The 14,565-nt window shown below is 48.6% G+C and carries 11 protein-coding genes; all 11 read right to left on the reverse strand.

Annotated elements, in window-relative coordinates; translation table 11 throughout:
- Positions 1 to 3: 3 nt before the first annotated feature.
- Entirely contained in the window at positions 4 to 1,767 is a 1,764-nt protein-coding gene (locus tag ACFQ3W_RS12140; protein ID WP_379319497.1) for an alpha-glycosidase, read from the reverse strand.
- 40 nt (positions 1,768 to 1,807) lie between these two features.
- On the reverse strand, positions 1,808 to 2,647 hold the full coding sequence (locus ACFQ3W_RS12145) for a sugar ABC transporter permease (protein WP_379319529.1): 840 nt from the start codon (positions 2,645 to 2,647) through the stop codon (positions 1,808 to 1,810).
- The gene (locus ACFQ3W_RS12150) at positions 2,647 to 3,957 is read right to left on the reverse strand and encodes an ABC transporter permease subunit (RefSeq protein WP_379319498.1); all 1,311 of its coding nucleotides are present in this window, start codon (positions 3,955 to 3,957) and stop codon (positions 2,647 to 2,649) included. The genes ACFQ3W_RS12145 and ACFQ3W_RS12150 overlap by 1 nt, the downstream gene beginning before the upstream one ends.
- A gap of 83 nt (positions 3,958 to 4,040) precedes the next feature.
- Positions 4,041 to 5,363, reverse strand: coding sequence for a sugar ABC transporter substrate-binding protein (locus ACFQ3W_RS12155; protein WP_379319499.1), 1,323 nt, complete (start codon positions 5,361 to 5,363; stop codon positions 4,041 to 4,043).
- Between the two features lie 172 nt (positions 5,364 to 5,535).
- The gene (locus ACFQ3W_RS12160) at positions 5,536 to 6,558 is read right to left on the reverse strand and encodes a LacI family DNA-binding transcriptional regulator (protein WP_379319500.1); all 1,023 of its coding nucleotides are present in this window, start codon (positions 6,556 to 6,558) and stop codon (positions 5,536 to 5,538) included.
- A gap of 295 nt (positions 6,559 to 6,853) precedes the next feature.
- Positions 6,854 to 8,632, reverse strand: a complete 1,779-nt coding sequence (aspS, locus tag ACFQ3W_RS12165) for an aspartate--tRNA ligase (RefSeq protein WP_379319501.1) — start codon at positions 8,630 to 8,632, stop codon at positions 6,854 to 6,856.
- Positions 8,633 to 8,660: 28 nt separating this feature from the next.
- Complete coding sequence (hisS, locus tag ACFQ3W_RS12170) at positions 8,661 to 9,905, reverse strand: histidine--tRNA ligase (protein ID WP_379319502.1); 1,245 nt, start codon at positions 9,903 to 9,905, stop codon at positions 8,661 to 8,663.
- A 617-nt stretch (positions 9,906 to 10,522) separates the two neighbouring features.
- Positions 10,523 to 10,993, reverse strand: a complete 471-nt coding sequence (locus ACFQ3W_RS12175) for a hypothetical protein (protein ID WP_379319503.1) — start codon at positions 10,991 to 10,993, stop codon at positions 10,523 to 10,525.
- A gap of 442 nt (positions 10,994 to 11,435) precedes the next feature.
- Positions 11,436 to 11,603: a hypothetical protein gene (locus ACFQ3W_RS12180; protein ID WP_379319504.1), complete on the reverse strand. Its 168-nt coding sequence runs from the start codon at positions 11,601 to 11,603 to the stop codon at positions 11,436 to 11,438.
- A gap of 105 nt (positions 11,604 to 11,708) precedes the next feature.
- Positions 11,709 to 12,161 (reverse strand): D-aminoacyl-tRNA deacylase, encoded by a 453-nt coding sequence (gene dtd, locus ACFQ3W_RS12185; RefSeq protein ID WP_379319505.1) that lies wholly within the window; start codon positions 12,159 to 12,161, stop codon positions 11,709 to 11,711.
- Between the two features lie 30 nt (positions 12,162 to 12,191).
- Positions 12,192 to 14,375, reverse strand: coding sequence for a RelA/SpoT family protein (locus ACFQ3W_RS12190; RefSeq protein ID WP_379319506.1), 2,184 nt, complete (start codon positions 14,373 to 14,375; stop codon positions 12,192 to 12,194).
- Between the last annotated feature and the right edge of the window lie 190 nt (positions 14,376 to 14,565).

Here is a 14,565-nt window from a genome sequence, read left to right on the forward strand (position 1 = left end):
CTCTTATGTGCTAGAATTGCTTTTTCCCCATATCCGATATTCATAAGGCCCCAATTCATCATGGTACTCATTGTCCGAAATATAAAGCATCTCATTGCTGAAAGCCTCCTGCCATTCCCCGGATGGCATAAAGGTGTCTATGCTAATCGTATTCTCTCCGGCATTCATAACGACCCATAGCGTATCATCGCCAAGCTTTCGTTCAAACGAAATTAGGGATGAGCCTTGATCCGCACAAATGACCCTAAAATCCCCGGCAGTCATTGCCGGATGAACACGGCGTAGTTGTATTAACTTCTGGTAAAAAGCGAATAGCTCCCTGTCCTGCTCTGCGGGGTCCCAGACCATGCAACGGCGGTTATCCGGATCAAACTGTCCAGCAAGTCCGACCTCGTCTCCATAATAAATGCTCGGCGCGCCGATAAACGCAAACTGGAAAACCGCAGCAAGCTTCATTTTTCGCTTGTCGCCTTCGCACAGCGTCAGCAGCCGTACGGTATCATGCGTATCCAAATGGTTGAAGCTGGCCTCGTTCACCTGTTTCGGATACCGCGCTAAATATCGGCCGACTTTCGCAGCAAATGAGTGAGCATCATCGTGACCAAACACGAAAAAATCCAGCATTGCAGCGGCAAGAGGATAGTTCATGACAGCGTCGAACTGGTCGCCGCGCAGCCACTCTTTTCCATCGTGCCACACCTCCCCCAAAATATAAGCGTCAGGCTTCACCGCTTTGACCGATTTTCGGAACTCCCGCCAGAAGGCATGATCGCACTCGTTCGCCACGTCCAGCCGCCAGCCATCCACATCCGTTTCCTCGATCCAGTAGCGTCCCAGCTTGGTAAAGTACTCGATCACCTCCGGATTCGCGGTATTTAATTTAGGCATCGTCTTCTCAAAAGCAAACGTCTTGTAAGTAGGAATGCCATCCACAACCTGCAGCGGCCACTCCGTGATATGGAACCAATCAAAGTATGGTGAATCGCTCCCCTTCTCCACAACGTCCTGGAAAAACGGAAACGTTACGCCGCTATGATTGAACACCCCGTCCAAAATTACGCGGATTCCCCTCTCGTGACATGCATGAACGAATTCCCGCAGCACCTCTGTGGTGCCGAAGTGAGGATCGATTTTGTAGTAATCCTTTGTATCGTATTTATGATTCGATGGCGCCTCAAACAAGGGATTGAAATAGATCGCGTTAATCCCAAGCTCACTCAAATAATCAAGCCGCTTGAGCACCCCTTGTAAATCCCCGCCAAAAAAGTTGTAATACTCCGGTGCGTCGCCCCACTTTTTCGTCATCTCAGGATCATTGGACACGTCACCATTAGCAAATCGCTCAGGAAAAATTTGATAAAATACCGCTTCCTTCACCCAAGCAGGCGGCTTATTCACATCCACCGGATGGAGATAAGGAAATTCAAACAGTCCCAAATGCTCCGTGGGAGCCTTATAGGTGAACCCTCTTTCCGTAAACCAAATTTGCTCTTCAAGGTCATCTGTAAACAGAAAACCGTAGGCTAGTCTTCCGTAAGGGGGGGATACCTCCACTTGCCAATAATCGAACAATTCATCGCTGCAAAGAAGCGTCATAGCTTCGGTTTGCATATCGCTCCATGGTCTGCATTTGTCTCCATAGCATACTTCGAGCTTTAGATGTTCTCCTCGTTTTGTGCGAATGCGCAAGTGAATAGTCCGGTCATCATAGCCATAGGACCAGCAATCCCCCGGCCGGTGATAAACAGCCTCAAGGCTCATATTCATCGCGTACACTCCTCCTTTTTTGGTCCATACACATCCACCATCATCCCTTATCCGCCCCGGCCATCAACCCTTCAACCAAATACCGCTGTAGAAAAACAAACAATAACGTCAGCGGAACAGCTACAAGCACGCAACCGGCGGCAAACAAAGTAAACTCTGTCGCAAATTTGCCTTGAACGATTTTGAACAGACCGACGGCCAACGTCTGCTTTTCCGGTGTGCTCAGCACCATATTGGCAAAAATGAAGTCGACAAACCCTCCGCTAAACGATGTCAGGGCGATATATACGATCATCGGTTTGGACAGCGGCAGCATAATGCGGCGGAACACCGTAAAATGCCCGGCACCGTCAATTCTAGCCGCGTCCACCAAGCTTTGCGGAATGGTGTCAAAATAGCTTTTTACATATAGATATCCCATCGGTGCCCCGGCAGAGTATACCAGGATCAAAGATAGATGCGTGTTCAGCAAATTCATTTGCATCAGCAAAATATAAACCGCGATCATGCTCATGAATCCGGGGAACATCCCGATCACCAGCAGCGCAAGCATCAGGTTTTTGCGGCCCTTGAACCGAAAGCGGGAAAAGACGTATCCGGTCAAGGTTACAAGCAGCGTACTGAAAATCATCGTAAAGAAAGCAACCTTGAAGGTGTTCACGAACCATTGTGCAAACGGATAAGTATTGAATAGATCCTTATAATGCTGAAGCGTAAAGGATGAAGGAATCAAATGCTCGCTATAGAGCGCATTTCCCGGCCGAAAGGAGGACATGACGACCCAAAGCGCAGGGTAAACACACGCAATTCCGATTAAGGTAAGTCCTATATAGCACAACAAATTGCCCAGCTTGCTTCTGAATTTTGCCCCGAGCTTCATCATCTGTACAAATCCTCCTCCTTGAAGGCCTTCGTGCGGCGAACGTTAACAATGGCAAAGGAAGAAACAAGGATAAAGATAAAAATGCCGATAATCGAAGCAAAGTTGTATTTGCCGCTATCCATTGTCAACTTGTACAACCAGGTAATCAGAATATCCGTGCTTCCCGCAGACTGATAAGCCGGGTTTGCCGGATTTCCGTTCGTCAGCAAATAAATCAGGTTAAAGTTGTTGATGTTGCCGGCGAATGACATTACAAGCAGCGGCCCGAACGAAAACATAACGGTTGGGAACGTAATCGCTTTGAATTGCTGGAACGGGCTGGCTCCATCGATTTGGGCGGCTTCGTACAGGTCTCTAGATATGGTAGACAAGATCCCAATGATCATCAGCATGGTGATCGGGAACCCGATCCAGATGTTGACGATGATGACCGTTACTTTGGCCCAGAACGGATCAGTCAACCACGGCAGTTGCCCAAGCCCGAAATAGCCGAGGTACTGATTGATCGGCCCGAATTCACCATTGAACATGTTGCGCATGATCAGCAGTGAAATGAACTGAGGAATCGCATAAGGAATAATGAACAGCGTACGCCAGAAGCCTTTGAGTCGGATGCCTTTTTTCTGAACCATCAAAGCTACTCCGAAGCCCCCGGCAAAGGTAGTCAGCGTGGCGCAAATGGTCCAGATTAACGTCCAGAAGGCGACCCCGAAAAAGGTCTGATTCCACGCTTTGATCGTAAATATATCTTTAAACCCGTCAAACCCGATCCAATCGACCAGCTTCTTCGGAGGCAAATAGTTTGGAGCTGAGTAGTTCGTAAACGCCAGCAAGATCATAAATAGAATCGGCATAAGCGTAAAGAACACAACCAGGAGCATTGGAATCGAGATGACCATCTGCGGAAAATTGACGCCTGCAAGGCGTTGCAGCGTATCCGTAAAAGCAGGGGCAGAAATTCCTTGTTCCCGCCGCTTACCGACCAAATAGGCATCCCTCACGCTGGCGATATAAATGAGAATAAAGACAGCCATCACCAGGATGACGATCATCCCCTCAATCAGTAAAAATATGGAGTGGTCTCCGCGGACGTTGACATATACTCTGCCCACTTTTTTCAAATGGTCGGCCTGTTCGCCCAAGGTCCAGATTCCCCACATTGCTCTTGGCACTAGTGTGGCAACGCCGACACCTGCAAGATGTAGAAGAAACATGAGAAATCCTTTAATATACTGTCGGTTATATATTTGCCCCAAGCCCATACCGATTAAGGATAAAACCATAGCCCGTTTCCGGTGCTGGATCATATGTAATTCATCTCCCGTAAGTCAAAATGGGACGTCACCCGCTTCCCATTGAAGCAGGTGACGTCAAACGTACAGGCTGGTGTTTATTTGTGAAGGGTGGCTATGCCTTCTTTGATGCTCTTGACGGCATTGTCCAGTGTCTTCTTAGAATCTTCACCTTTCCAGATCAACTCCAGCGCATTTGCCATTGGAGCCCAAACCTGCTGCATTTCAAAAATCGAAGGCATCGCTACGGAATGTTCAAATTGCTGAATTGCACCGCCAACCATCGGATTGTTTTTAATGGCGGGTTCATTTTCCATGCCTTTACGAGCCGGAATGAAGCCGGACATTTCAAAGTTTTTCAGCAGTGCATCTTTGGATGTCATATAGCGAGCGAACAATTTTGCCGCATTCGGATATTTCGAATAGGCGCTTACATAATAGGCTTTGACTCCGGCAAAGGTAGTTGGGGTTTCTCCATTCGGAAACTTAGGAAGTGGAACCATACCTACTTTAAACGGGAGAGAAGAGAAGTTGCCGATATTCCAAACCCCGTCCAGATTAATCGCAAGCTTGCCTTCCTGGAACAGCGCCGTCTTGACATCCGTCGTAGCGTCAGCTGCCTCCATCGGCAAAATTTCGCGAAGGGACTGGAAGTATTTCATCGCTTCTACGGAGCCTTCATTGTTTAGGCCAATATCTGCCGGATCGGTGTTGTCCTTGCCGAAAATGTAGCCATGGTACCCCGAGAAGAATGGGTAGGTAAAATAGAAGTTGTTAAGCTGCATCATAAACCCGAATTTTTTCTTGCTGACATCGTTGTACCCTTTGGCGAATTTAACAATGTCGTCCCAGCTTGCCAAATCTGAATCTTTCACCAAATCCTTGTTGTAAAACAGTGCATAGGTTTCCATGTTTCGCGGATATCCGTACAGTATTCCGTCCTTAGTCACCGCATTGACTGCCGTCTCCTGGAATTCCGCTTTCGTTTCCTCTTCAAAAAAATCATTAGGCAGAACAAATCCCCCTGCCACTGCTTCACTCAGGTTATCATGAGGGAGCACCAGCACATCGGCAGCGAGTCCGGCAGGACCGTCGGTCTTCATCTTTTGCATCTGTTCCGGAGCGCCTTGCTCTTGAACCTCTACAGGGACGCCATATTCCTCTGTAAATTTCTTGGCATACTCCTTCAAGAACGGAACCCCGTCCTTGCCATCCCATACAATGAGCTTGGCGCCGCCCTCGGGCTTAAGTTCTTCAGACTGGGCAGTTGCGTCGCTTTGGTTGTTACCGCCTGCTTCGCTTGATTGGTTAGCAGGTGCCGCCGCATTGTTTTTGCCGTTTCCTCCATTTGAGGAACACGCTGCTAAGCCAAAGACAAGAAGAATACTAAGGATAAGAGCCGAACATTTTTTAAATTTCATTTGTATTAGCCACCCTTCATTTGATAAATGAATCGCTTTCAATAAAACTTTTAATCAGTAATTTTATTATGTAAAATCCCATAAATAAGGCATTATTCTTTTGAAAATCACCACCTTTTCGTAATTTTGATTAAACGTTTAATCTTTATTTAAAAAAATATAGCTGGTTTAGCTATATCTTTTTGTTAGGAATCGTGCTCTGCCGAACCACAAGGCTCACCGGAATCGTTACTTTTCTACGCGGTGACTCGGTACCATTGATCTGATCGAGCAGCATGTTCACAGCCGTTTGCCCCTTGCTGACGATGTCCTGGCGAATGGTCGTCAAGGAAGGAATCATATGCTGAGTGTAAAAAATATCGTCAAACCCCACGACGGAAATATCGTCCGGCACGCGAAGACCGATATCGTAAAGTCCTCGAATCAGGCCCATCGCGGAAATGTCGGAGAAAGCGAAAACCGCGCTAATCTTTTGCCGACAGCCGCTTATTCGCTGCGCAGCCTGATATCCACCTTGTGCGGAGGAATCCACTTCAAAGATGAGCTCAGGCAAGCTTGGAATCCCGGATTCCTGTAATGCCCTTAAATAACCTTGATGACGATGATCGTTAACGCCACCCTGCTCCACTTTGCCGGTCAACACTGCAATCGCCCGGTGACCCAAACCGATTAGGTGTTTCGTTCCGAGATATCCCCCGGCTTCATCATCCAAATCCACTTGATACAACTTTGGATCAGATAAATAGCTGTCCAGAAAGACGCACGGAACCCCAAGCGACAAAATTTTAGCGTATGCGGCTGAATCTTCATATACCCCGACCACAATTAACCCATCCAAATGCCGGCCCTTGACGAAGGAAAAATCTTCATGTTCATCAATCCCGAGCAAAATAACCTGTACCTCGTGGAAACGGGCCCCATTCTCTACCCCGCGCACCAGCTCCCAATAAAAAGGGTTGTCCTGAAGAATCCCTTTCTCAACGAACGGTACGACAACGGCGATCAGGTGTGAGTTTTTATCCTTTAAGCTTCGAGCTGAAGCGCTCGGTACAAACTGAAGCTCTCGAATCACTTTATTCACCTTGCTCGCCGTCTCCGCCGACACTCTGCCGGTTCCATTTATAACATTGGAGACTGTTGCAATGGATACGTTTGCAATTTTAGCGATATCCTTAATCGATACTTTATGGTTCATCTTAGGTTCTCCATGCTTTTGATTAAACGTTACATCAACACCATTGATTTAAACACCTGTAAGCGCTTTTGTCAATAGGAAAATGGTAAAGCCTACTAACGTTCATTTTCGGCCCTTCATCTCTACAGCTAAATGTAAAAAGTGCATTTATTCCTTATGTCGCCTATTACTCTAGATCTTCTGATCCGGACCTTTCTCCATATAAAAAAAACACCGGAGCATCTTATCGATGGCTCCGGCATCCTGGTACTTCTTTGGTACCATTTTGGTGCGATACTACAATCGCTCGTCGTAATTACTTCTTGTCGTTAGGTTTAACGGCCAGCTTAATATGAAGCTGCTCCAGCTGCGGTACATCGACTTCGGATGGCGCATTCATCAGCAGATCGGTCGCGCTTGCCGTTTTAGGGAAAGCAATTGTCTCGCGCAGGTTGGTACGGCCAGCAAGCAGCATGACGAGGCGGTCAAATCCAAAGGCAATGCCTCCATGCGGCGGCGTACCATATTCAAACGCATCGAGCAAATAGCCGAATTTATCCTGAGCTTCCTCAGGGGATAAGCCAATCGCATTGAACATTTTTTCCTGTACATCACGTTTGTAAATCCGCATCGAGCCACCGCCCACTTCGTAACCATTCAGGACAAGGTCATAAGCTTGTGCCAAAATTTTGCCCGGATCGGTGTCGAACAGAGGAAGATCCTCATCGCGCGGACGTGTGAACGGATGGTGCTCGGCAACATAACGTTTTTGCTCTTCATCCCAGCCGAGAAGCGGGAAGTCGACAACCCAAGCGAATTTGTAGATGCTGTCGTCAATCAGGCCAAGCTGGCGGCCGATTTTAAGGCGAAGTGCGCCCAGTACGTCGGCAACGACCTTTTTGTTATCAGCCGAGAACAGTAGCAGGTCGCCTTCCTCTGCCCCAGTCCGCTCTTTCAACGCTTCGATTTCTTGCTCGGTAAAGAACTTCACGATCGGTCCGCGGAATTCCCCTTCCTTCACTTGAATCCAAGCGAGGCCTTTCGCACCGTAGCGGGCAGCGAACGGTCCCAGATCATCGATATCCTTACGGCTCCAAGTACCGCAGCCCTTGGCGTTAAGCACTTTAACCTCGCCGCCTTTTTCAATAACGGAGGCAAATACCTTAACCCCACTTGTGGCCACGATATCATTAACTTCGATCAGCTCCATGCCAAAACGCAAATCCGGTTTATCAGAGCCATATTTGCCCATAGCGTCCGCATAGCTAAGACGTTGGAATGGCGTTTCGATTTCGATGCCTTTCGTTTCCTTGAACAGCTTCACAACCATCTTCTCTACCATATCAAGCAATTCGTCACGGGACAGGAACGAAGTCTCGATGTCGATCTGGGTAAATTCCGGCTGGCGATCGGCACGCAAATCCTCGTCACGGAAACAGCGGGCCATTTGGTAATAGCGTTCAATGCCGCTGACCATAAGAAGCTGCTTGTAAAGCTGCGGAGATTGCGGCAGCGCGAAAAATTCGCCCGGATGCACGCGGCTCGGCACGAGGTAATCGCGTGCGCCTTCCGGCGAGCTCTTGGTCAAAATCGGAGTTTCGATTTCGATAAAGCCTTCGCCATCAAGAAAGTCACGGAATACTTTGGCGGCTTTGGAACGAAGCCAAAGCGTTTTTTGCATTTCCGGACGACGCAGGTCCAGATAACGGTATTTCAGACGAAGCGATTCATCGACTTCGATGCCGTCTTCGATGAAGAACGGCGGCGTTTTCGCAGTATTTAGCACTTCGATTTCCGTAATGTGAACCTCAACTTGGCCTGTAGGTAGGTTCGGGTTCACGGTTTCGGCATCCCTTGCCACCACTTTACCGGATACCGCAAGTACGTATTCACTACGCACCTTGTCGGCAATTTTGAGCGATTCTCCGGAATAAGCCGGGTTAAACACGATTTGGACAATGCCGCTGCGGTCACGTAGATCGATAAACAGCACGCCTCCAAGATCGCGGCGGGTCTGAACCCAGCCGTTTAAAGTGACGGTTTCGCCGATGTTCGCAGTACTGATGGTACCGCATTGATGAGTACGCTTCGTCATGATGATTCTCCTTTATCCTTTTCTTATTTTAATGCAATGCTTGGATTAACTCGTCTAGCTTAACGGTTTGCTGCTCGCCGCTCTCCATCGACTTCAAAGCGATTTCGCCGCGCTGCAGCTCATCCTCACCTAGGATTGCTGTATAGCGCGCCTGCATTCGGTCGGCGGACTTCATTTGTGCCTTCATTTTGCGGCCAAGATAGTCGCGTTCGGCGGAAAATCCAGCTTGCCGCAGCTTGAACAGCTGTGTAGTTACCTCTTTATCTGCGGCCTCCCCGAGAGCAATTAGGTAGACATCCAGCGGTTTAGCGCCGCTTACGCCGATTTCCTGCTTCTCCAAAATAAGCGCGATCCGCTCAAGCCCTAGCGCCATTCCGATCCCCGGCTGATCCGGGCCGCCGACTTCGGCTACGAGACCGTTGTAGCGTCCGCCGCCGCCGATTGTATCGATCGCACCGATGCCCTGCGCTTTGTATTCAAACGCCGTGTAGGTGTAGTAGTCAAGGCCCCGAACAAGGCGCGGGTTAATGACATACTCTACCTCCATGGCAGAGAGCAGCTCTTGTACCTTGGCAAAATGCGTAGTGCATTCCTCATCCAGGCTATCCAGGATGGATGGTGCTCCTTTGAATTTATCCTGATCCACCTTGCAATCAAGTACGCGCAGCGGATTGCGATCCATGCGAGATTGGCAGTCTTTGCACAGGCTATCGCGCATCGGCATAAGGAAATCCAGCAACTTCTCACGGTAAGCCGCACGGCTCGCCGGGTTGCCCACGGAATTGATCTCCACTTTAACATCCTTTAAACCTAGCTCGCGGCAAAACTGATAGCCCAGGGCCACAACTTCGGCATCGATCGCCGGGTCAGTCGCCCCGAACGCCTCTACACCAAATTGATGGAACTGGCGCTGCCGTCCGGCTTGCGGCCGTTCATACCTGAACATCGGTCCGATATAATACAGCTTGCTAACGTCGGGTTCGCCATATAACTTGTTCTCCACATAGGAGCGAACAACCCCTGCGGTTCCTTCCGGACGCAGCGTCATACTGCGCTCACCTTTGTCGAGGAACGTGTACATCTCTTTCTCAACAATATCCGTCGTTTCACCAACGCCCCGTTCAAAAAGCGAGGTTTGCTCGAAAATTGGGGTACGGATTTCGCGGTAGTTAAAACGGCGGCATAAATCCCTGGCCTTATCTTCAATGAATTGCCATTTCTCGACGGCGCCAGGCAGCAAATCCTGTGTACCAGTCGGTTTTTGAAAAGCCATAGCTCATCCTCCATCCAAAAAATTACTTTTGAAAATAAAAAACTCCCGCCCCTGTTGTCAAACAACAGGGACGAGAGAACCATTTTCGATCACCCGTGGTACCACCCACATTCCGAATGCCCATCCATCTCAGGTCCAGCATATCAACCATCTGTTTGACCCTTTTTGAATATGTATAGGATTCGCTTTAAGCGGTTAACGCCACGCCTACGCCGATCGTCTACTTTTACCGGAAAGTGTACAGTGCCACCTGCCGTTTTCGCCGTCGGTTCTCTGGGAAGTCTTTCGTTCAATCATCACCGGAATCCTTCCAGCCAGTCTTATAAAGGCAATAAGCCATTGTAAGAATAGGGATCCCTCTCTGTGGATGTGGGGCTGAAGTACTTTGTCCCGTCATCGAATACATATGATACAAACTGTGTATTTTTTGATTGTAATGAACCACTGTACTAAAGTCAAGTCCGAACCTGAAAAAACCGTTATTGAAAAGAAAAAAACCTGACACCAACGGGGTGCAGGTTCAAAAGTAATATATTAAAAGGGGGTCATGCTGTTATTATAAACAGCTTATGTTAAAGGAACATGAATCTAATATTACAGTTATATTACAAGCTGTTTTACTTTGTATCAGGGATAAAGGCGCCCTGCTCACGCAGTTTACTCACGATGCTGTCATAATCCTCCTCCTGTACTTTAGCACTCAGCACATATTTCCAGCCCTGAGGCCGGTCGTTGGTATCTATTGTATCCATCACAGGATCCTTTCGATGTTCCCCGCTCACAGCTTCACTTTGCTCACCGTTCAGAGTGTCGCCCGCATTTCGATCGCCGAACGCGATCACCGGCAGGATACTTTGCCCGCCACGCATTGTCCCTGTTAGCGGAATCGGTACGGTCCCCGGACTTCCGCCCGTACTCATCGTACCGGTAGATACAGGGAGCAACGGCACTATAAGATTGTCGTTTGCAGCTACACTGTCCTCAACATGTCCTGCTTCAACCTGCTCCGTTCGGTATGAAAGAAGACTCATTCTTGCACCCTCCACCAGGTCCTCACTTTGGAAATAAGCCTGTATGTTTCTAGTCATTCCGGGCCCTCCTTCATTCTAGTTGTCATTGCTCGCGTGCGGAGTTGTTTTTGTTGTTATTGCCCAGATGGCCCTGCTTTATTACTCCTTGGTGACCCTATTTTGCAATTGATCGCAAATATCACGTTTTGCGTTTCTGCCAGTTCGCAGCTAAATGTAAATAGTGCATCTATTTTGTAGATATTCCCTATTTCTTCAGGGATAACTGTAAAATATACATCTAAAAGCACTCTATCCCCTGGATCCTAAGTTACATTGCTCATTTAGTTGTACATTTTACAATTACTTTCTCCCAACCCACAAAAAGGACGATCATTAACTGCACAAAATACATCTACCTAGTCAAGTTATGAGTTATACATGATACAGGTTCTCCCAATGCGTGGAGAATATAAAAAAGAGCCGTATCACGGCTCTCCGTATCACGGTCTTTTCAAAAAAATCAGCTTCCGGGTCGCGGAAGCCATTCCGCGGAAGGCTTAACCTCCCGCTGCATTAGTTCAAATTGCTCCGGATAGGCTGCTCTTGACAGCATCCGGGCCTCGTTTCGGTCTCCCGCCGACATAGCCGGGAAGCATTGCCAGTCTCTGGACTTTACGGATTGACGCATAGGACAATACCCCTTAATGCAAGATTAGGTTCTCTTATCACTCAGAGTGTCCCAAATCAGCGCTAAATATGCCTTAGCAAAACCGCGCAAGCTCCTCTTGGAGCCTTAAGCGTTGGCACCCGGACTGTCCAGAATGAGCGTCACCGGTCCCCAGTTTATCAGCTCAACATCCATGTCGGCTCCAAATTCGCCGGTTTCAACCACGAGCCCTTTGTCCCTGAGCATGGCGTTAAAACGGTCGTAAAGCGGCGCTGCCATTTCGGGACGGGCCGCCGCTATGAAGCTCGGACGTTTCCCTTTGCGGGAGTCGCCATACAGCGTAAACTGCGATACCGACAAAATAGATCCACCGACATCTGTCACACTAAGATTCATTTTGCCGGCTTCATCTTCAAATATTCGCAGACCAGCAACCTTCTCGGCTAAATATGCAGCATCCTTGTCGGTATCTTCATGGGTAATTCCGACCAGCAGCATCAGCCCGTTCCCGATGGAACCAATGGTTGTTCCCCCTACGGTGACCCGAGCCTGCTTGCAGCGTTGAACAACAATCCTCATGCATCTCCGTACCTTTCCTAATAACCCAGCCTATTGCATAATCCGGTGGACCGTATAGACATCCTTAACCCGCTTGATTTTCTCTACAACGGATTGCAAATGGTCCGTATTACGGATCAAAATCGTCATATGCACCAAAGCCATTTTGTTCTTATCGGATCGGCCCGAAACGGCCGAAATATTCGTTTTACTCTCGGAAACCGCCTGCAGCACCTCATTCAAGAAATTACGGCGGTCATGTCCGGTAATTTCGATGTCGACGCTATAGTTCGCTTCGATGGCATCTTCCCATTCCACATCGATGACCCTTGCGGCTTCTTCTCCGTCATTTCCCGTAGGAATATTCGGACAGTCGCTGCGGTGAACGGACACGCCGCGTCCTCGGGTAATATAACCGACGATTTCGTCGCCCGGCACTGGGTTGCAGCATCTTGCAAAGCGTACAAGCAAATTGTCAATGCCCTTGACGACAACGCCATTGGTTGGGCGATGCTTCCGCTCCTCAGGAGCGGCCTTAACTTCCTTGACTTCCGAGGTAAGCTCGATGTGCCCGGCCGCCTCTTCCTGCTCCTTCCGCAGCTTCTCGGTCAGCTTCGTCACAACCTGAGACGCCGTAATTCCACCAAAGCCGATCGCCGACAGCATATCGTCGATATCGTTGAAGGCATACTTTTTGGCTGCCTCGAGCAGCTTCTCGTCCGTCATCCACAGCGAAGAATCGATGCCTGCGCGCTTTAGCTCGCGTTCGATCGCGTCGCGGCCTTTTTCCACATTTTCCTCGCGCTTCTCTTTCTTGAACCATTGCTTGATTTTACTACGCGCATGGGAGGATTGAGCGATTTTAAGCCAATCCTGACTAGGTCCGTAAGAATGCTTCGAAGTCAAAATTTCGACGATATCGCCAGTCTTCAGTTTATGGTCAAGTGGCACAATCCGGCCGTTCACCTTGGAACCGATCGTCCGGTTACCGACCTCCGTGTGGATTCGGTAAGCAAAATCCAGCGGTACGGAGCCTGCCGGCAGCTCGATGACCTCACCGGATGGAGTGAATACGAACACCAAGTCTGAGAAAAAGTCCATTTTGAGCGATTCCACAAATTCAGAGGCGTCCTTTGCCTCATGTTGAAGCTCGAGGATCTCGCTAAAGAACGTCATTCTATTTTTTTCCATGCCGCTTGAATCGGTTCCCTCTTTATACGCCCAGTGAGCCGCAATCCCGTATTCTGCTGTGCGGTGCATATCCCAGGTTCGAATCTGCACCTCCGTAGGCTCTCCATTTGGTCCTACAACCGTCGTATGGAGCGACTGATACATATTCGCCTTCGGCATGGCGATGTAATCCTTGAAACGCCCTGGCATCGGTTTCCACAGCGTATGGATGATTCCCAGGGTCGCATAACAGTCTTTAATATTGTCTACAATGATTCGAATCGCAAGCAGATCGTATATTTCGTTAAACTGCTTGTTTTTTACGGTCATTTTCTTATAAACGCTGTAAATATGTTTGGGGCGGCCGGACAAGTCCGCGTGGACCCCCATTTCATCAAGCTTTTCGGAGATACGGGAAATGACATTCTTAATGTATTCCTCGCGCTCAGCCCGTTTTTTGCGCATTAGATTGGCAATCCGGTAATACTGCTGGGGATTCAAATAACGCAGCGCGATATCTTCCATTTCCCACTTGATCGCCGAAATCCCGAGCCGGTTGGCAATGGGGCAAAAAATCTCCAGCGTTTCGTAAGCAATTCGCCGCTGACTCTCCTCCGATTGATATTTGAGCGTGCGCATGTTATGTAGCCTGTCCGCGAGCTTGATTACGATGACGCGGATATCCTGAGCCATGGCGATAAACATTTTCCGATAGTTTTCATTTTGCTGTTCTTCCTTGGAGCGGAACTTAATCCGTTCCAGCTTCGTCAACCCATCGACGAGCAGAGCGCAATCCCCGCCGAATTTGTCTTGGATCTCCTTCAAGGATACGGTTGTGTCTTCCACCACATCATGAAGCAATGCCGCAATGATCGACAAAACATCCATCTGCATGTTTACGACAATATCCGCAACAGCCAATGGATGAAGAATATAAGGTTCTCCGGATTTACGGACCTGCCCATGGTGAGCCTGCTCCGCAAACTCATAGGCTTCCCTAATGCGGTGTAGATCCGATTCCTTTATATAGGCAGACGCCTTTTCGAGTAATTGCTCTATGCCCATTGAATCCTTTCCGATTCCTTTCTATATGAAAATAACTGAAATGACGAACACAAATGAACGAATGCAAGAGTGCATGAATCGCCTCATTTTGATTTCCTATAATTATGACTCTTGCGCTCTCTCCCGTCAACTCTTGCTAAGTAGTGTCCTCATCCATTTGCAGAGTTATTTTTTGAGCTTGATATACCGA

Source organism: Paenibacillus puldeungensis (genome assembly GCF_042678945.1).
Classification (GTDB): Bacteria; Bacillota; Bacilli; order Paenibacillales; family Paenibacillaceae; genus Fontibacillus; species Fontibacillus puldeungensis.